Consider the following 19,652-nt stretch of genomic DNA (forward strand, 5'->3'; position numbering starts at 1 on the left):
TTTCCCACCCCCATTCTCATATTAAAAATACGGAACCTTAATCAAATTCAACAACAGGACGATAGTGGAGCAATTGGAATAGAAAGTGATTTATCAGTCTTTATTTTGTTAAGGAGCCATTATGAAATTGACTCACGAAAATAACTTTTTAAGAAAGAGGGACGAGATGGAAGAGGAAAGGCTTATCGTATCTATGATCCAATGCTTTTTTATTGCTTTTGGTGTGATAATGGGCGGAACATTAATCGGCAGTATCGGCAGTTTCCTCACCGGCGAAGCACCTCTGACATCGATGTATAGAATTGCAAAAGCACTAAGGATCTGGGCAATAGTAGCTGCAATTGGAGGAACGTTTGATGCCATCAGTAATTTTGAAAGAGGAATTTTTGACGGTTCAACATTTGACTTATTCAAACAGGTAATGATTATCGTCTCAGCAATGGGAGGTGTCCAAGCTGCCCTTCTACTATTCGAATTCCTGCTTGGTGAGGAGGTTACTTAATGTACATTCCTCCCCAGGTTAGAAGTACCGAGTGGCGACGCTTCTACGCAGGCATGGTATTTGGGATCATCATCGGATATTTACTATTCGTATTTATCAATGGTCAGTTACAGGAGCAATTGGTGGAAGAAAACATTGAACTATCGACGAAGCTTAAGGATGCAGAAGCTAAATATGAAAATCTGCTTAACGCCGAAGAAGAGGAGGAGGAAGAACATAAAGAAGGACTGACCGTACAAGAAATTACTGTTGAATTTCAGAATGCCAAGGATTTGGAAGTGGATAAACTCACACAACATCAGCTCTCCTCTATGGTGAAAGATCAATTAACATCTGTAACCGGCAGCAAAATTGAAGAAATTTCCCGACAAAGAGAAATAATTATCTCTGCGATAGAAAACAAGCAGTTCAAAGTCGACGATTTCATCTACCACTTAACCGTTGAACAACTAGTTATCGCAAATGAGCTCCTGATCAGCTTATCCATTGAGATTGATCATTAAAGTGTCAGCAGGTTCATTGGTTCCTGCTGACACTTTATTATGAACGAAACGCCCGACAAACAGCCTCTAATTCTTTGGCGATTTCGTCTGTTTCCTCCCACGAATATGCAGAAGCCCCTGCCGCCATCGGGTGTCCGCCTCCATTATGGTTAGCGGCAATTGTATTCACAACAGGTCCTTTGGAACGCAGCCGCACACGAATTACGTCTTCTTCCTCCACAAAAAAGGCCCAAGCCAGAATTCCTTCAATATCTCCAAGCAATCCCACGAGAGCACTTGTTTCTGTTGGTGTCACGTTGTGTTTTTCAAGTATTTCCTTGGGGAGACGCACTGTACTATACCCTGCTTCGTTTAAGGTAAAGTTTTGAAGCACATATCCTTTTAATTTAGCCACATTTATAGAGGTCTTGTACATATTATTATACAACTCAGGTCGATCGAAGTTATAGTTAACAAGCTCAGCAGCTGATGTTAACGTATGGTTCGTTGTACTAGGGAACAGAAAGCGTCCAGTATCACCGACTATTCCAGCATACACCAACCTTGCTGCTTGATTATTAAATGTAAACCCTAAGTCAGATGTCTCCTTATAAAACGTGTAAACCATTTCAGATGTAGAACTGGCATCTGTATTCACCCAACTCCTGTCACCATAATCATCTACGACCGGGTGATGATCAATTTTAATTAGTTTATCGCCTTTCTTATACCTCTGATCATCAATGCGCGCTTGATTCGCTGTATCACAAACAATCACAAGCGCTCCCTCATAGTCCTTATCTGAAACCTCATGCATTTCTGCCAAAAAATGAAGGGAAGGCTCATCTTCGCCTGTGATCATCACTTTCTTCGAAGGAAAACTATGCTGTATCATTTCAGCAAGGCCCGCCTGAGAACCAATTGCATCTGGATCTGGACGCACGTGGCGATGTATGATAATCGTTTCATAATGTAGTATAGTTTCGGCAATCTCTCTTATTAACATCATTTCAACCCTCTCTCTATCATTCCTATTTTAATTAAAACACAAAAGTAAGTGTGATAGGTAGCAAAACCATGTGAAACAAGCTACAATTAATGAGTAACTATTTATCATCAGGAGTCGATTTAGATTGATCATTTTCCCAATTATTATCCTTATCTCATTTGTGCTTTATATTTACTATAAAGTAATGCTTGTAAAGTCTCGCGATCCTTTAGAACAATCTTATATGAACAGTAAAGCGAAGGTCTTCCTTGGAATCTTTGTTTTTTTCTTCGGGATCAACCAATACCTTTATTATGAAACTCAACTTTCGTTGTTTATTGGTATTCTATTCCTTGTAATAGGTGGTTTCCAATTTCGACTCGGCGTAAAAATGACACGCCATTACCGAAATGAATATAGAAAACACCGTGTTTCCTCCTAAGTTCACTATTCTTATCGAGAAACAGCCGGCTCCATAGATACGGATGGCGATCCGTTTTGAGCCGGCTGTTTTATCTATCTATAAGCTGAGCCATTAATAATGCCTTACCGACGATAGACTGATCATGGTGTACCTCTACATCCACTTTGGCAAACTTCCTGCCCACTTCCAGTATCTCAGGCTTGATCTCAATTTCACTCTCTAATTGGACGGGCTTTATGAAAAAGACAGATATGTTTTCAACTACCAAATCTCCTTTTTTATGCTTAGTCAGCAATCTGCTGGTAGATTCCGTAATAAGCGAGGTAAACACCCCATAGGACATAGTCCCAAGCTGATTGGTCATTTGTGGAGTCACTTTTGTTTTTAATGAGTACTCCCCATTTTCCGTTTCCCCTAACTCAAGCTGGCTTGTGATGAGATCATCAATGGTTTCTCCCACTTGAGGCTGGCGCTGAATTTGCTGAAGCGCTTTTAATACATCCTGTCTTGAGATAATCCCTTGAAGCTTATGTGCCGGGTCAACGACAGGCATAAGTTCAATCCCTTCCCAGACCATCATATGGGCTGCATTAGCTAAAGACGTCTTCGTATGAACGATCATCGGATTCTTCGTCATTACCTTATCTATTCTAATCTGCTTTTCCTTTCCAATCACGTCCTTAGACGTAATCATCCCAACAACCCGATTCTTTAAATCCACTACAGGGTATCGGCTGTGCAATGTTTCTTCATTCAACCGATGCCAGTCTTGCACACAATCTTTCGTTGTTAAAAATTTTGCTTCATCGAAGGGTGTATAAATGTCATTAACTAACACAATTTCCTTTTTAATAAGCTGATCATAGATGGCACGATTGATCATGGCAGCAACCGTAAATGTATCGTAACTCGTTGAAATAACAGGCAGTTTCTTTTCATCAGCAAGCCGTTTAACGGCATCTGTGGTATCAAAACCGCCAGTAACCAACACTGCTGCTCCTTCTTTTACTGCGAGCTCATGAGCGTTCGTCCGGTTTCCAACAATCAGAAGCGAGCCGGCTTCCGTGTAACGCATCATGGCATCCAGCTTCATAGCTCCGATGACAAATTTACTTAACGTTTTGTATAACCCTTCCCGCCCTCCAAGCACTTGACCGTCTACTATGTTAATAATTTCAGCAAAGGTTAACCGTTCAATGTTTTCTCTTTTCTTTTTCTCAATCCGGATCGTCCCTACGCGTTCAATCGTACTGACAAGGTCCTGATTTTCTGCTTCCTTAATCGCACGGTATGCAGTTCCTTCACTTACATTTAGAGCTTTTGCAATTCCCCTCACTGAGATTTTACTTCCAACCGAGAGGGAGTCTATATGGTCCAGAATCTGCTCATGTTTGGTAGCCATTTTTCCTCACCAATCTTTCTAACTGTACTAGTAACTTAATTGCTGATTGTTATTATACTAGTGATACAGTTTAACCGCAATTTTCACAACATAAACAAAGGAATATCTTCTCAACCATACTTTTGTAAAGGAATTACAGCGGCTAATGTGAAAGTTCGTCTAAATTTATTAGCTGATAACCCACAAAAAGACCCGCGGAATCTCCGCGGGTCCACCTATCCTTTATATCTCAATTGTATCGCCTGGTTGTAACGCTTTTCCTTTGCCCGGTTTCACTTTCGAAGCAAAAGCTTCCCCGTCCTGCTTAATTAAATCGAAGGTGTTGTAGTGAATAGGAACTACCTGTTTCGCATTGAGCCACTCTGCAGCAGTTAATGCATCCTCAGGTCCCATTGTAAAGTTATCTCCAATTGGAAGGAATGCCAGGTCAATATCATTTCGTTCGCCAATCATCTTCATATCTGTAAACAATCCGGTATCCCCCGCATGGAAAATCGTTTTTCCTTCAATGGTTAATAAAATTCCGGTGGGCATTCCTGTATAAACAATCGTGCCATCCTCTTCCGTATAAGAGGAACCGTGGAATGCCTGGGTGAATTTCACTTCCCCAAAGTCAAATTGCTTACTGCCTCCAATATACATTGGATGGGCATTTAACCCTTTACTGCCTAAATAGGAGGCTAACTCAAACGGAGCAATGATTTGTGCCTCACAGCGATTTGCTATCGAGAAAGTGTCCCCCACGTGATCATTGTGACCATGTGTTAATAAAATGACATCAGCTTGTACATCCTCAGCATTTAAATCGGTATTGCCATTGTCAGAAATATGGGGATCAAACAAGATTGTTTTCCCATGAGTTTCAACTTTTACAACAGAATGTCCATGATAAGATATTTTCACACTTACACTCCTTTTTTACCTTTTACCCTCATCAGTAATATTGCCATGCGTGCTCATATTTCTGAATGAGGTTAGGATCAATTAATGTATTAGGTTCTAATGAGACGATTTCCCCGTCCTTGTTTACAATTTCCCGATCTTCATCCTTTCCAAACACGGTCAGAGATTTTAATAAGTCACTTGTTAGAAATTCTGTTTCTTTAGTTATCTCAAGCTGACTTACATCAATAGGTTCACGACTTGCCATCACAAATCCCCAATCTCCGAAACTAGGAATCCCTACATGAAAGTTTTCAATATTCAGCCCTGTGGCAGCTACCGTTTCACTGATAGTCCAATAAACTTCTGTGGCAAACACAGGGCTCGTTGCCTGAATCATGGCTGCTCCGCCAGGCTCTAAGTGATTTCTAACAAGTGAATAGAATTCTCTTGTATATAGTTTATTGAGACTTTCGTTGTTTGGATCGGGTAAATCAATAATAATCACATTATAAAACTGTTCTGCTTTTTCAAGAAACTGAAACGCATCTTTATTATGAACAGTAACTCTCTCATCGAGAAGTGACCCTTCATTTAATTTAAATAAATGGTGGTTCGTCTTGGCCAGATTTGTAACCGCAGGATCGAGGTCCACGAGGGTAATCTCTTCAACATCCGAATACTCTAACAACTCGCGAGCGGCTAAACCATCACCGCCTCCAAGGACAAGCACCTCTTTGTGGCTTTCCGCCTGCGCCATCGGAAGATGAACGAGCGTTTCGTGATACCGGTGTTCATCGGAGGAACTAAACTGAAGTGACCCATTTAAATATAATCGTGTATCACCCTGTTCTTTAGTTAGAACGATTTTTTGATAAGCACTTTCTTCCATATAAATAATCGGATCCTTGTAGAGTTTTTGTTCGAAGGAAAAAGCCATTTCTTCTCCGAAAAATAAACCTCCGACTAATAATACACCTATCACCACAGCCGCTGTGACATGAATGGCCATTTTTTTTATTTCATAGCGAAACAGGTACAGGACAATAACAGCTACTCCAAGATTAATACAAGCGACGAAGAAAGCACTCTTCACCATCCCCATTTGCGGCCGTAAATAAAAAGCGAACAACAATCCGCCAATTAACCCTCCGGCATAATCTGAGAATAAAACTCGCGCAGTACTCCTGCTTAGTTCCACACCAATTTCATTGGCTTTTCGAATCAAAATCGGCAATTCTACTCCGGTGAGCGCCCCGACCGTGAATGTGATTAAATATAGAAATAAGGCATCCGAACCTGCAGGAGCAAATGCAGTCATCCCAAACATCATAAAGCTTGAGAATCCACCGATTAAGGCAACCATAAATTCGATCCATACAAATGTGATGATCAATCGTTTCATAACTTTCTCACTAAGACTGGCGCCAATCCCCATACCAGTTAAAAATAAACTTATCGTCAACGTATATTGTTTCACGCCATCTCCAAGTATGTATGATCCCAACGCTCCGAACAACACTTCAAAAATAATGCCACAAATCGAGACAATTCCAGAAGCCCAATAAATTACCCTGCTCTTTCTAACGGCTTCATTATTCATTGTTTTCACTCCTACATCAAACAATCGCTTTTAAAAAGCCACTATGAATCAGTACTCCATAGCGGCTCAATAAACATTCTTTTTTGATTAAAAAGTTACACTTGTGCTGCTTATGTAATGGAGGCGCCAATTACAAAAGCCAGCCCGATGGATACACCCATAGAAACAATTCCAACAGCTGTATTATTTTCCTTAAGCTTGGTTTCTACAGAAAACTTCCTCATAAATAATTCAAATAATAAATAAGTAGCCATTTGCAATACGACACCCACAGCTCCCCAAATCAAAGTATCCCATAACGTAAAGCTGTGATAAATGGCAAAAGATAAGATAATACAAATTCCAATAACCTTCCCTGAAATCGACATAGCGACAGCTTGATTTCCGTTACTTATTTCATCCCAATCCTTATATTGCTTCGTAAGCCATTCAAATATAAATAAACCAATCACGACAACAACAACGCCTAAAGCAAAATATCCTAATGTAGCTATAAATGGTCCCATTCATTTCCCTCCTTATTTTCCTGCACCAGGTCCGCCCCCGCGGTTTGAAGAGCCGCGAAATGATCCGGGAGTTCCTGAGTTGTATCCTCCGTACGTGCTATAACCGCCGTAACAATTACCTGTAGACTTACAGGTTGATGCACGTTTCCTTGCCCAATCATCAGAATCGAGCATTCGATTCAATAAAGAATAGGCTAATAAACCTTGGAAAAAGCTCGGCGAATAATGGTTTCGTACAAATTCATCACTGGATAATTCAATTAAGACAAGATCAGGTTCCGCATCGCTTTCCTGCAAAATTACAAAGTTTTCAGGATAAACGAGTACTTGTTTCCCATTGTTTCGTTTGCTCATCTCTTCAGGTGAAATATTCTTTTGAAGGAGTTCAGCGACCTTTTGCATCGAAAGCTCCTGTGTCATATAAATTTCGGAAATTCCTCTGTCCGTCTTGACTGTATCAAGTAAAGGAAAACCCTGTCTGACTAATTCTTCAATGGATGATGAATTAGAGTTATTGATGTTATCAATAATTTCACTTCGGGATGGTTCATCAGGCAGCTCTTCGTATGTATCTTCTGTATAAGAGCCGGAAATCCCTCTAGAACCATTATTATTTCCAAACATATTCATACCTAGTACCACCGCAATGATTACTACAATTATGACCCCGCCAAAACTTCTCACGTGCAACCCCTCCCTTCATCAAAAAAATACACGTGCCCGACGTAAAGTCAGGCACGATTCAACTTCCTGCCATTTACTCTTTATTCATTTTCTTTTTAAGGGCAGCTAATTCATCATCTACACTATTTTTATCATCTAAAGCATCGAATTCATCATCGAGGGAGCGATTAGATTTGGAAAGGTCCTCACTGGTCTCAGCTTCTGCTTCATACTGCATGACTTTCTCTTCCATTCTCTCAACCCCTTGACGTGACTCATCACCGCCAATGCCTGACATGGTGCGGTTCATCTTTGTACGTGTTTTGGCTGATTCCGCTCTTGCTTTAAGCGAATCCTTTTTCAACTTCATTTCCTGATATTCTTTCTTCATTTCATCAAGTTTTGTACGAAGATTATTCGAATCTTGCTCAGCACGTTCATGGGAAGCTTTAAATTGGTCAGCCTGTTCCTGATGATTATTTTTATCTTCGAGTGCACGGCGGGCTAAATCTTCGTTACCTGCTTCAATAGCTTTCTCAGCTTGTTTCATACGTTTATCACTTAATGCCTGTGAGTCATCATACTTACGTTTTAACATTTTTTCATTAGCGATTTGCTTTGCTACTGCACTTTCCGCATCACGGATGTCACTTTCCATATCTCTCATGAACTGTTCCAGCATTTTGACTGGATCTTCAGCTTTATCTAACATGGAATTAAGCTCGGCACCGACAACGGTTTTGACACGACTAAAAAGTTTAAACATTTCATATCCTCCTTATTATTTAGAACCTGCTATGATTTTTATTTCATAAGCTTCGATATCATATCCGTAGCTTACTTCAACTTCACTGCCCCACGATTCTAAAGACAGGTATGTTTCTTCATCCTCTGAAATGTACTCAGCATAACGAGTGGTCCGGCCATTGATATTCTTGCTCCGGCCTTCCCCCGTCACATAGGCTTCACCCTCCTCATCCTTATGATAAGAAGTGCCTTCATATTCAATTTGCTTTGGAAAGGAATCCTGCGGAAGCTTAATTGTCTCATATATACCAAGTTCCAGTTCATCATCCATCTCAGCAGAAAGCCACTTTATATTAGTACCTTCCAGCAGCTGATAGGAATACCATTCATAAGACCCATCACGGTAGGTAATTTTGCCAACCACTTCATAATCCACAAGGTCAAATGTAATGATATCTCCTACCTGAATATTAAGAACAGTTCTTTCCTTCACTTCAGGAGTTTCTGTTTTTTTATTGGAAAACAACCTTGAAAATAATCCCAAATGCTCACCTCTCTTCAACTAAGACCTCGTACCTGTATGTACGGGATAAACCCGTACTTGGTTTCATTTTATTATAACTTTTTATAAAAAAACAGTAGAACGAAGGGAAGTCCTACTGTTTGACAAGTTATACTTTTAATAATTCATTCGCACTAGCATAATCAAGGCCATGGGCTTCAGCTACTGCCTGATAAGTTACATAGCCATCGAGAGTATTGACTCCTTTAATAAGTGCTTCATTGTCCTTACTAGCCTGTTTATATCCTTTGTTGGCAAGCTGCAGAGCATACGGGACCGTCACGTTAGTCAAACCGATCGTTGAGGTTCGCGGAACTGCCCCAGGCATGTTAGCTACAGCGTAATGTAAGACGCCATGTTTTTCATATGTCGGGTCATCGTGGGTGGTAATTCGATCAGTTGTTTCAAAAATCCCCCCCTGATCAATGGCAACATCCACAATGACTGATCCTTCCGGCATCGATTTCACCATTTCTTCTGTTACAAGCTTCGGCGCCTTCGCTCCCGGAATAAGAACAGCTCCGACAACTAAATCAGACTCTTCCAGTGCTTCTTGTATATTTAATGGATTGGACATCAAAGTATTAATGTCTGAACCGAAAATATCATCAAGCTGACGCAAACGTTCAGGGTTCAGGTCGATGATCGTAACATCAGCCCCAAGTCCCATTGCAATTTTGGCTGCATTTGTTCCTACTACACCGCCGCCTATGATAGTTACTCTTCCTCTTCTCACTCCAGGAATCCCCCCGAGAAGGACACCTCTGCCGCCGTGAGACTTCTCTAAAAATTGTGCTCCGATTTGGGAAGCCATTCGTCCTGCCACTTCACTCATCGGCGTAAGCAATGGAAGTGAACCATTTGCTAGCTGTACCGTTTCGTAAGCAATAGCGACTACTTTACAATCGATCAAAGCTTTTGTTAATTCAGGTTCAGGAGCTAAGTGTAAATAAGTAAATAAGATAAGTCCCTCATAAAAGAAATCATATTCTTCAGGAAGCGGTTCTTTCACTTTCATAACCATTTCCTGTCCCCATGCCTCTTTTGCAGTTGATACGATTGTAGCACCAGCTTCTTTGTATTGTTCATCTGTAAAACTTGAACCAACGCCTGCATTGGTTTCCACAAAAACCTGGTGGCCTGAATTTAATAAAGTGACCACTCCAGCTGGTGTCATGGCGACACGGTTTTCGTTGTTTTTCACTTCTCTGGGTACACCTATTTTCACGAATACTCGACCTCCTACTTCGATTCGATCCAGGAGCATCCTTCCTGTCGAATTCAGCTATAACCTCATTTTTTACAAGTGAACAGAAGACTATTCTGTAAGCCCTTTCATTGTATCAAATTCGCGGACGAAACTATAGTCATTATCAATAAAGCGAAGTATTTCTTTCAGCGATATCGATTAATGACATCTAATCCACCCGTGACTTCATAGATGGTCCCTGTTATCATATCGGACTGCTCTTCACATAGGAAACCGATCGTCCGAGCGATATCTTCACCGGTTCCAGGTCTGCCGATCGGTGTTTTATCATCTTTCTTTTTCTTGCCTTGTTCGATAGACGCTTCTTTCATTTCCCCGGTAATATTGCCTGGACACACCATGTTCGATGTAATGCCATTTTCAGCTTCTTCAAAGGCGATCGTTTTCGTTAAAGACACTAAACCAACTTTGGCAGCAGCAAAGGCCGAGCGATAAATCCATCCTGATGAAGATCCCGCTCCTTGAAAGCCATAGTTTATAATTCGTCCAAACGATTGTGTCCTCATAATCGGAATAATCTGTTTCAGCAAATAAAACGCAGCGTCAAGATTCCCCCTGATCATAGCGTTCCATTCGTCATCACTATAATCGGCCAATTTTTTCCTTTCAAAAATATAAGGTCCTGCATTATTGATTAGAAAATCTATCCTTCCAAAGCGGCTTACTGCTGAATTGACTAGTTGTTGTAAATCAGATTGAGAGGTAACGTCTACTTGGACCAATTGGATCCTATCTGTTATGTCGCTATATTGTTCCACAAGCTCTTTAGCTTTTCTTTCATCGGTTCGGTAGGTAACGGTAACCGAATGACCAGCTTTGAGAAATTGCTCGGTTACTTTCTTACCTAACCCTTTCGTACCTGCAGTAATGATTGCGTGGCGCATATGTATTCTCCCTTCTTTTCTCGGGTAATTATGGTCTATTTTTATGATAATAATACCATGTGGGAAGCATTATTCTTTTGATTCTGGCTCCAGTTGTGAATATTAACTGTTATACATATACTGTACTACAAACAAAGATTAACGTTCAGCTCAAATGCCTCTATATGTATATTTTGGGAAATTTCCTAATATGAGAAAAATTACGAATCGCTTTCATAAGTAAGCACTACCACAACTTTTGTCATGTTATAATAAAGGTAATTAAAGGAAGGGAGAGTTCATGATGACATTTGAGTACAAAGATATCGTCGTCGCCGTTGATGGGTCTGAAACTGCGGAGGTAGCCTTTAATAAGGCCATCGATATCGCTAATCGGAATCAATCAAAGTTAATTCTTGCCCACATTGTTGACACCCGCGCGTTTTCAACTGTAGAGGCCTACGACCGTTCGCTCGCTATTCGTGCCGAGAAATACGCTACGGAGTTACTTGAGGATTACCGAAGCAAGGCAGAAGCCGCAGGTGTAACCAATGTAGTGATTGATATTGATTACGGCTCCCCTAAAGTGAAAATTGCAAAAGATGTCGCTCCTAAGCATCAAGCCGATTTAATCATTTGTGGGGCTACCGGCTTAAACGTCATGGAGCGCTTCTTTATCGGCAGTGTTTCCGAACATATAATAAGATATGCAAGCTGCGATGTACTCGTTGTACGTGAAGATGAAGCAGATGAGAACTAATTGAATAGGTCCCACAAAACAGAGGATGTTCGATATATTTAGTCGATCATCCTCTGTTCTTTCTTCCACTATGTTTATCTTTGTTCTTTCATTCAGTAATCTTTCTGGACTTCTCTTACCACATGAGTAATCTCAGGTAAAATCAGACGATCCATAGCTAGCTTCACTGCACCGCTCGAACCAGGAGTAGAAAAAACAGCTGTCCTATGAGTTACTCCGGCTGTTGCTCGAGATAAAAGCGCGGCCGAACCGATGTCCTCAGTAAAGCTGAGCATGCGAAATAACTCACCGAAGCCAGGAATTTCTTTGTCAAACATGGACGTCACGGTTTCGATCGTTACATCTCTCTTCGCAATCCCCGTACCCCCATTCGTTAACACGACATCAATCTCTTCATCCGTCACCCCTTGCTGCACTGCACTCCTTATAGCGTTTATCTCATCTTTGACTATTCGATAGTCGTTTATTTGATGGTTCGCAGCTTCGAGTTTATCTATCATTAATTGCCCGCTCTTATCCATTTTCTTCGTTCTTGTATCACTAATGGTAAGGACGCTGCAGCGAACTGTATGAGGTGCGCTTTGTTTATGTTGCTCCACTCCCATTTCCTATACCTCCTTCTCACTTAATAAATGCCGGTACTGGTAAAATTTCATAGCAAATTCGGTCATTTGCTTCGTCAATTGGTAGTTAGAATAAGCACCTACCGCTACACTAATAAGAGGGATGCCCTGGGTTAGTTTTCTTTTGAACATGAGGATAAAGAGTGACTTGAACGCCTGCTTCATCGGCTGCTCAAACCACGTTTCGTCTGTAAGTTGATCCTCTCCTTCATACACATAGGAGTGCGGAGTCAGCTTAACTTCATCTATTAATTGATCCCATGCAGCTGCCTGGAGTCGCTTAGGAAGCATAGATGCATGAAATACTTTAAACGAAATCATCATCTCATAGGGATGATTCATTTCATGTCCAAATGTTAAACCAATTAACTGAACAGCCCGCAGATTCAATATAGTCATCAGCGGGAAGTCTATCCCAAGCAGCAGCCAGCCTCCCGTGCCAGTTAATCCGCCTTGGGCAAAAGAATACAAACGTCCTCTTGCTACCTGCTGATCTGCTATGTACGTTAACTGATTGACATCCAACTGCTTCATATCTTCAATATGAGTAACATTCGACTGAAAAACCCGACCAACCGTTAATATGCGTTCTCGTGCATCGTTTTGGAAGGCAGAACCCTGAAGGAAAGCGTGGGTATGGAATAACCAGCCATCCAGTTTTGAAAAGAACTTTTGTTTTATATCTGGATTGATGCGGCTGAAAGATTCACGGATCCAATCATCATACATCATCTCAAAGTCATTGGCTTGATAACTTGATTGGTGCTCTCGCCACATCTCAATACCTTCTAACACTGGTTTCTTTGTCAAAAACACCACTCCTTCAAAAACCTTTCATTAACTTAATTGTAGCTCGAATGGAAGAAAAAGAAAATGATTTGGAAGAGGTTATTTCTTCAAAAAAAAGAGCTAGACACAGGATGTCTAACTCACAAGCTGTCGAGAAAGTCTCACCAGCTTCTTATTAAATTGTGTATTTCAAAATTAGAGAGAAAATTTTTATCTTTGAATTTCTTTATTTATAATCCTTTTTCAACTGTATCGCGAGCAATCATAACTTCCTCATTTGTTGGAATGACCATTACTTTAACAGGAGAATGCGGATAATTAACGAACGCTTCCTTCCCACGCACCTGGTTAAGTGAAGGATCCCAATACACACCCATAAACTCGAGACCTCGTAAAACGCGTTCACGAATGGAGGTACTATTTTCCCCAACACCTGCTGTGAAGATAATTCCATCGATCCCATGCATGCGAGAAGCGTATGAACCGATGTACTTGTGAATACGGTTAGCAAAAACCTCCAGTGCAAGTTCAGCACGCTCATCACCCACTGAAGCTTTCTCCTCAATGTCACGTAAATCACTTGAGAATCCGGATAGAGCAAGCATTCCGCTTTCTTTATTTAATACATTCATGACTTCGTTTGCTGATTTACCAGTTTTATCCATAATGAATGGAATTAAAGCTGGGTCAATATTTCCTGAACGAGTTCCCATCGTTACACCGGCGAGCGGAGTAAATCCCATGGAAGTATCAATGGATTTGCCGCCTTCAATAGCTGCAATACTCGCTCCATTTCCAAGGTGACAGGAAAGCAGGCGAAGCTGCTCTACAGGGCGTCCCAGCATTTCCGCTGCACGCTCAGAAACATACTTATGCGATGTACCATGAAAGCCATACTTACGAATTCCATACTGCTCATAATATTCATAAGGCAAGCTATATAAGTACGATTGTTCCGGCATCGTCTGATGAAAAGCTGTATCAAATACGGCTACGTGAGGAACATTTGGCATAATTTCCTTGAATGCTTGAATCCCGGTTAGGTTAGCAGGATTGTGCAACGGAGCAAGATCAGATACATCTTCGATTTCCTGAATGACTTCATCCGTAATCAAGACAGAATCGCTAAACCGCTCGCCTCCATGTACGACTCGGTGTCCTACCCCATCAATCTCATCAAGTGATTGGATGATTCCGAGCCCTGTCAACTTAGCTAAAAGTAAAGAAACTGCCTTACTGTGGTCAGGAATTTCTGTTACAGTTTTATCTTTCTCACCATTATACTCTATAGTAAAAACAGCGTCATCTAGTCCGATCCGCTCTATAAGTCCCTTTGTCACGACAGTTTCATCAGGCATTTCAATCAATTGAAACTTTAAAGAAGAACTGCCCGCATTGATCGCAAGAATATTATTCAACGTTGTTCATCCCCTTAAATATAGGTTCGTATCTTTCTGCCACTACCATTTAACCACCAGCCAGACTCGTTTTCAAGGACTAAGGAATATGATAACGTTTACTTGATATATTTCTTATTTTCTCACTTTTCTATCGTTTTATAATCTTGAAACCACTGATTCATTTGAGCCAGAATATCCGCCATTGCATCCGGATTTTTAAAGGAGGGCAGTTTTACGAGCAATGCCTGCTTAGGCGGTGTTGTGCCCTCACCCTTCTTTTGCAAAATTAAGATGCTTTTCCCGTGCTTCTCATCTTTGAAAAGAGAGTCTGATAGCTGCAGCATCCCTACAATATGAGCCTCTTCTCTAAGAAATTCATTTAGCGCTTTAGATTGATCACTATCAAAGAGAAAGTTCGGAACGATAAACATTAAATAACCGCCGTCTTTTGTATAGTTTAACCCTTGTTCAATAAATAAATGATGTGCATACGAATGGTCCTCTTCCGCCTTAAGTTGATACTGCTTAGCTTGGACATCATCTGGGTAATAACCGACAGGCAGATCCGCAAAAACAAAATCTACCGGTTCCATTAAAAATGGCCGCAGACTATCTTGATGGAAAAACTCAACGTGATTTTTTTGCAAGTTGGCATTAGCTAAAGCCAGTTGAATCAATGTCTGGTCTACTTCACTACCGTAAGCTGTAATCTCCATATCAAGTTGATTGAGTACAGCTGTCATTAAATTCCCTGTCCCGGCCGCAGGATCAAATACTTTCAACTGCTCTTCACCTTCAAATAGCTTAGAAGCTATATAACCCATGAACATGGCAACGGAGTCAGGTGTAATAAGATGCTGCTGTTGTGTGGCATCTTTCATTCCTTTTAATATAGCAAGTTGAACAGCTTTACGTATCTCCTCTTTACTATACTCATCACTTTTAATTTTCAACAGCTGATTCGTTAGTTTAGTCGAGAGCTGATCATCTATATCCTCAAATGGCTGTCCATTAAACAACGTATCCAATGTTTCGGCAACCGCCTCTAAGTACGTTACATTCAAATCCATTTCAATGATTGTTGCTGTTTCATCGATCCAAACATATAAACTCTCTACCATTTCTTGTTTCATTACGATCCCTCTGCTTCCTTCAAAACTAATTTCATACGAAAGGAACGCATTGCGCTCCGCTAATTATGCGTTCCTCAAACGTGCTTAATTCTATTTCTAACCATAACGGAAATAAGCACGTACTTCAACTTCAATCCCTCTCTATTACAAGATTTCAGCAGGTCATGCTAACAGAGTATCTGTCCATTTATTTATCAAGATGGTAAAATACATGATGAACGATATGAAGGAGGCTTTCTCACATGGATAATCAACGCAGAAATCTCTATTTTTATTACCATCCAGACCCTGAGCTGGAAGAAAAACTGGCACCATTATACCAGCTGGCCAATGAAAATGATTTTACGATCGTGGACGAGGCAAAAGATGCAAATATCATCGTATCTGTAGGTGGAGATGGCACTTTCCTCCAGGCAGTTAGAAAAACTGGCTTTCGACAGGATTGCCTATACGTTGGTGTTAGGACGAAAGATGAAGCCGGGTTGTATTGTGATTTTAATCTAGACAATTATAATGAAATGGTCCATTCCATGCTGCACGCCGAACTTGAGGTCAGACGCTTTCCGGTTATCGAATCTACAGTGAATGAGGAGTCAAACTACCTTTGTCTAAATGAATGCAGCGTTCGTTCTACATTGATTAAATCAATCGTTATCGATGTTTATATCGATGAGATTCATTTTGAGACTTTTAGAGGCGATGGCCTGATTGTAGCCACTCCAACAGGCAGTACTGGCTATAATAAATCAACCAAAGGGGCAGTAGTGGATCCTAAACTTCCGTGCATCCAGGTCAGTGAACTTGCCTCATTAAATAACAATCGTTATCGAACACTTGGATCATCATTTATTTTAAGTTCTGAACGTACTCTCCGATTGAGCGTTCGGCAAGACGGCAACGATTACCCGATCATCGGCATGGATAATGAGGCCTTTTCGATCCGAAATATTCAAGATATCACTGTGAAATTAAGTGATAAAGTTATTAAAACAGTCAAATTGAAAAATAACTCTTATTGGGAACGGGTACAGCGCACCTTTTTATAAACCGCATCATTGATAAAAGCCAGGCACATATATGTGCCTGGCTTTCACTTAGACGCGCTGATACATAATTTCACCATCTACCACGGTCATCATAACCGTGGCATCAGTTAATTCATGTGGCTTAAGAGCAAATAAGTCGCGGTCTAGAACGGTAAAATCGGCGACGTAATTTTTTTCAAGAAGACCGTGAGTATCTTCTTTCCCCATCGCATAGGCGCTCCCCTTCGTATATAAAGAAACAGCCTCATAAACCGTCAAACGCTCCTCGACCTGATACACTTCATTGTCATAGGTAGACCTGCGATCGACTGCAGCACGGATTCCAAGCAATGGATCGATCTCTTCAATAGGTGCATCAGAGCCTCCCGCACAAACAATCCCTTCATCCAGCAAAGTTTTCCAGGAGTAAGAGGTTTTCAGTCGGACTAGACCCAGACGTTCCATCACCCATGGGAAGTCTGAAGCAACGAAAGTCGGCTGAATATCAAGAATGACGTTAAGCTGTTGAAGTTTGTTTATAAGAGCCGGACTTAAAATTTGTGCATGGATAATTCTGTCTCTCTCTCCCGTTTGAAGAGGGTGTTCTTTAATCACATCAACTATCGCCTCTACCGCAGCATCCCCGATAGCATGCACAGCAACAGGCATCTGTCTTTGCCGTGCTTTTAAGACTAGCTCTTTCAATTGTTCATGCGTATAGATAGCCACACCTTGGTTCCCCGCGTCGTCAGCGTAATCTTTTGTGAGCCAGGCAGTTCGTCCACCAAGCGCTCCATCCGCAAATATTTTCATCGCGCCAAGTTCAACAAAGTCCGTACCTTTTTTAAAACCTAAGCCCTCAGTGTCCATATCCTCAATCACTCCATGGTGGACGAGTAAATGTGCCCTGAGTTTCACATCTTGCCCGTTAATCACATCGGTAAAAGCATCAAACGTCTTTTTAAAGCCTCCATAGTAATTTAGGTCCTCACTATGACCGCCCACCAGTCCGTGTGCATGCATGTCATTGACAGCAAGTTCTGTTGCTTTTCTTAAATACTGTGGAGTTACCTCAGGTGTTGCCTTTTTAATTATATCCTGTGCTTGGTCGTGAAAATACCCCGTTGGTTCAAGGTGTTCATCACGCACAATCACTCCGCCCTGAGGGTCTGGTGTCCGCTCCGTAACACCTGCAAGCTCCATTGCTTTTGAATTAGCTAGTAAGGCATGACGGCAGACTCGCGTAAGCATCATTGGATGGTCCTGAGTGAGTTCATCTAACTCCTTTTTATGTATAATCCGCTTATCTTCCCACTGATTCTCATTCCAGCCTTCCCCAATAATCCATTTCCCTTTTTCAAGCTGTTCAGCATGAAGACTTAAAGCTTGTTTGACTTCCTCTGCTGATTTCATGAAAGACAAATCAAGACGCATTAATCGTTCACCATGGCCAATGATATGAAGGTGGCTATCCGTAAAACCAGGGTACATTACAGCACCTTTTAAGTCGATTTCCTCTGTTATCGCATCCTGGTACGCCGCGTAAAGATCCTGAGTGTGACCTGTGGCCACAATCGTTCCTTTATCAGAGATAACAGCCTCTACCCAGTCGCCTTCTTTTTTCATCGTATATATTTTCCCACCATACCATAACTTCATTTGTCTGCCCCTTCCCAGCTATTTTTATATTTACCATACAGAATTCCCTTCAAATTGTAAATTAAAAGAGAGCAATGCAATTTTGCTTGCAGAACCTTCCCATCTAGATCATCGTATACAAAGAAAGCTCACCATGCTATATGCATCGTGAGCTGTTTCCTTTTTCTAAAGCAATTCATCAAATTCATCCAGTTCTTGCTGTTTCCGATCCATTTCAACCACAACGGATTTGTCAACTGCCTCTGCAATATCCTGGCTGAAATCAACTTTTGATTCGTAATAGTTCGCTTTTTCCCTCTTTGGCTTAGTTTTGGGAGCTTTCGGCACAAAGATGGTACAGCAGTCTTCATATGGCAGCACGGATACATCATAAGTACCGATCTTTCTAGATATATCGATGATTTCAAGCTTATCCATCGCAGCCAGCGGACGGATGATTGGCAAGTTGGTTACTTCATTTATTGTATGCATGCTTTCCATTGTCTGGCTGGCTACTTGTCCAAGACTTTCTCCAGTAGTCAGGGATAGAATTCCTTCCCGATTCGCTAGTAGTTCACTAATCCTCATCATCATTCGCCTCATGATCGTCATACTGTATCCTTCCGGCATTTCCCGGTGTATCTTTTGTTGGATGTTCGTAAAGGGAACGATATGCACTTTAACCTTTTTGCCATAATTAGAAAGTTCGGCGGCGAGGTCCAGAACCTTCTGTTTAGCTCGGTCACTCGTATAAGGAGGAGAGTGAAAATGAATCGCCTCCAGTTCAACCCCTCGCTTCATAGTTAAATAACCTGCAACCGGACTATCAATGCCCCCTGATAGGAGCAAGAGGGATTTGCCAGATGTCCCAACAGGGAGACCTCCAGCTCCTGGGTAATCTTTTGCAGTAATATAAGCAGCTCCATTTCTCAATTCTACTTTTAACTCAACATCCGGATGATGCACGTCCACCGTGATCCCTTCTGTATTTGAAAGCACATAACCTCCAATTACATGATTCAGTTCTTGTGAACGAATCGGGAAATCCTTGTCCGCTCGTTTGGATGAAACTTTAAAGGTCCGGGCTTCAGGTGAATCGCTTAGGGCGAATAATGCAGCCTGTTTAATTTCTTCCTCACTCTTATTAACTTTAATAGCAAAACTTAACGTGTGTATACCAAAGACCTGCTGACACATCCTCATAACTGAATGGGGGTCTGATCCATTCAACAGCACATACATTCTTTCTCCTTTTTTAGAAACCCGAACATCAGGAAACTCTTTTAACTTTTTAATTAGGTTACTTTGCAGTTTACTTTCAAATTTTTTCCTGTTTTTCCCTTTTATAAACATTTCACCATAGCGAATTAATATATGGTCAAATTCCATA

21 protein-coding genes are annotated in these 19,652 nt (G+C 41.1%); 5 read left to right on the forward strand and 16 right to left on the reverse strand.

All coding sequences use genetic code 11. The annotated features are described in order from the left end of the window. The first annotated feature begins 121 nt into the window (after positions 1-121). Together ytrH and ytrI are read left to right on the forward strand one after the other, a co-directional pair. Positions 122-502 carry a sporulation membrane protein YtrH gene (gene ytrH / locus G6R08_RS02785; protein ID WP_275897918.1) on the forward strand — a complete coding sequence of 127 codons (381 nt, stop codon included), beginning with the start codon at positions 122-124 and terminating at the stop codon, positions 500-502. Continuing rightward, entirely contained in the window at positions 502-1,005 is a 504-nt protein-coding gene (gene ytrI, locus G6R08_RS02790; protein WP_163526579.1) for a sporulation membrane protein YtrI, read from the forward strand. The genes ytrH and ytrI overlap by 1 nt, the downstream gene beginning before the upstream one ends. Before the next feature lie 37 nt (positions 1,006-1,042). Here the strand turns inward: ytrI and G6R08_RS02795 are convergent, their stop codons facing one another. Next, positions 1,043-1,990: a DHH family phosphoesterase gene (locus G6R08_RS02795; protein WP_163531073.1), complete on the reverse strand. Its 948-nt coding sequence runs from the start codon at positions 1,988-1,990 to the stop codon at positions 1,043-1,045. A gap of 127 nt (positions 1,991-2,117) precedes the next feature. Between G6R08_RS02795 and G6R08_RS02800 the strand changes: the two genes are divergently transcribed. After that, on the forward strand, positions 2,118-2,414 hold the full coding sequence (locus G6R08_RS02800; RefSeq protein WP_163526580.1) for a YtpI family protein: 297 nt from the start codon (positions 2,118-2,120) through the stop codon (positions 2,412-2,414). Between the two features lie 70 nt (positions 2,415-2,484). Here G6R08_RS02800 and G6R08_RS02805 read toward each other — a convergent pair whose 3' ends face one another. The 9 genes from G6R08_RS02805 to G6R08_RS02845 all read right to left on the reverse strand — a co-directional run bounded on the left by G6R08_RS02805 (position 2,485) and on the right by G6R08_RS02845 (position 10,915). Further along, positions 2,485-3,798 (reverse strand): DRTGG domain-containing protein, encoded by a 1,314-nt coding sequence (locus G6R08_RS02805; RefSeq protein ID WP_163526581.1) that lies wholly within the window; start codon positions 3,796-3,798, stop codon positions 2,485-2,487. A gap of 222 nt (positions 3,799-4,020) precedes the next feature. Further along, on the reverse strand, positions 4,021-4,701 hold the full coding sequence (locus G6R08_RS02810; RefSeq protein WP_163526582.1) for a metal-dependent hydrolase: 681 nt from the start codon (positions 4,699-4,701) through the stop codon (positions 4,021-4,023). Positions 4,702-4,732: 31 nt separating this feature from the next. Next, positions 4,733-6,283 carry a polyamine aminopropyltransferase gene (locus tag G6R08_RS02815; RefSeq protein ID WP_163526583.1) on the reverse strand — a complete coding sequence of 517 codons (1,551 nt, stop codon included), beginning with the start codon at positions 6,281-6,283 and terminating at the stop codon, positions 4,733-4,735. A 110-nt stretch (positions 6,284-6,393) separates the two neighbouring features. After that, positions 6,394-6,789, reverse strand: coding sequence for a DUF350 domain-containing protein (locus G6R08_RS02820; protein WP_163526584.1), 396 nt, complete (start codon positions 6,787-6,789; stop codon positions 6,394-6,396). Positions 6,790-6,801: 12 nt separating this feature from the next. Beyond that, on the reverse strand, positions 6,802-7,473 hold the full coding sequence (locus G6R08_RS02825; protein ID WP_163526585.1) for a DUF4247 domain-containing protein: 672 nt from the start codon (positions 7,471-7,473) through the stop codon (positions 6,802-6,804). 73 nt (positions 7,474-7,546) lie between these two features. After that, positions 7,547-8,218 (reverse strand): PspA/IM30 family protein, encoded by a 672-nt coding sequence (locus G6R08_RS02830; protein WP_163526586.1) that lies wholly within the window; start codon positions 8,216-8,218, stop codon positions 7,547-7,549. A gap of 15 nt (positions 8,219-8,233) precedes the next feature. Next, a complete protein-coding gene (locus G6R08_RS02835; protein WP_163531075.1) occupies positions 8,234-8,743 on the reverse strand; it encodes a DUF4178 domain-containing protein in 510 nt (169 codons plus the stop codon). A gap of 127 nt (positions 8,744-8,870) precedes the next feature. After that, complete coding sequence (gene ald / locus G6R08_RS02840) at positions 8,871-9,989, reverse strand: alanine dehydrogenase (RefSeq protein ID WP_163526587.1); 1,119 nt, start codon at positions 9,987-9,989, stop codon at positions 8,871-8,873. A 167-nt stretch (positions 9,990-10,156) separates the two neighbouring features. Next, positions 10,157-10,915, reverse strand: coding sequence for an SDR family oxidoreductase (locus tag G6R08_RS02845; RefSeq protein WP_163526588.1), 759 nt, complete (start codon positions 10,913-10,915; stop codon positions 10,157-10,159). A gap of 283 nt (positions 10,916-11,198) precedes the next feature. Here G6R08_RS02845 and G6R08_RS02850 point away from each other — a divergent pair, with 283 nt between their 5' ends. Next, complete coding sequence (locus G6R08_RS02850) at positions 11,199-11,654, forward strand: universal stress protein (RefSeq protein ID WP_163531077.1); 456 nt, start codon at positions 11,199-11,201, stop codon at positions 11,652-11,654. Positions 11,655-11,746: 92 nt separating this feature from the next. On the opposite strand, the gene G6R08_RS02855 is transcribed toward G6R08_RS02850, so the two are convergent. From G6R08_RS02855 to G6R08_RS02870, 4 genes are all read right to left on the reverse strand, one after another. Next, on the reverse strand, positions 11,747-12,259 hold the full coding sequence (locus tag G6R08_RS02855; RefSeq protein WP_163526589.1) for a MogA/MoaB family molybdenum cofactor biosynthesis protein: 513 nt from the start codon (positions 12,257-12,259) through the stop codon (positions 11,747-11,749). Positions 12,260-12,262: 3 nt separating this feature from the next. Further along, positions 12,263-13,087, reverse strand: coding sequence for an EcsC family protein (locus tag G6R08_RS02860; protein ID WP_420810366.1), 825 nt, complete (start codon positions 13,085-13,087; stop codon positions 12,263-12,265). 209 nt (positions 13,088-13,296) lie between these two features. Next, positions 13,297-14,484, reverse strand: a complete 1,188-nt coding sequence (locus tag G6R08_RS02865; protein ID WP_163526590.1) for an acetate kinase — start codon at positions 14,482-14,484, stop codon at positions 13,297-13,299. Positions 14,485-14,606: 122 nt separating this feature from the next. Then, positions 14,607-15,599, reverse strand: a complete 993-nt coding sequence (locus tag G6R08_RS02870; RefSeq protein WP_163526591.1) for a class I SAM-dependent methyltransferase — start codon at positions 15,597-15,599, stop codon at positions 14,607-14,609. A 242-nt stretch (positions 15,600-15,841) separates the two neighbouring features. Between G6R08_RS02870 and G6R08_RS02875 the strand changes: the two genes are divergently transcribed. Next, positions 15,842-16,645, forward strand: a complete 804-nt coding sequence (locus G6R08_RS02875) for an NAD kinase (protein WP_163526592.1) — start codon at positions 15,842-15,844, stop codon at positions 16,643-16,645. Between the two features lie 48 nt (positions 16,646-16,693). Here the strand turns inward: G6R08_RS02875 and G6R08_RS02880 are convergent, their stop codons facing one another. Together G6R08_RS02880 and thiI are read right to left on the reverse strand one after the other, a co-directional pair. Next, positions 16,694-18,283 carry an amidohydrolase gene (locus G6R08_RS02880; protein WP_163526593.1) on the reverse strand — a complete coding sequence of 530 codons (1,590 nt, stop codon included), beginning with the start codon at positions 18,281-18,283 and terminating at the stop codon, positions 16,694-16,696. Positions 18,284-18,448: 165 nt separating this feature from the next. Then, the gene (thiI, locus tag G6R08_RS02885) at positions 18,449-19,651 is read right to left on the reverse strand and encodes a tRNA uracil 4-sulfurtransferase ThiI (RefSeq protein WP_163526594.1); all 1,203 of its coding nucleotides are present in this window, start codon (positions 19,649-19,651) and stop codon (positions 18,449-18,451) included. Between the last annotated feature and the right edge of the window lies 1 nt (position 19,652).

The sequence above is a fragment of the Halobacillus ihumii genome (assembly GCF_902726645.1).
Lineage (GTDB): Bacteria > Bacillota > Bacilli > Bacillales > Halobacillaceae > Halobacillus_A > Halobacillus_A ihumii.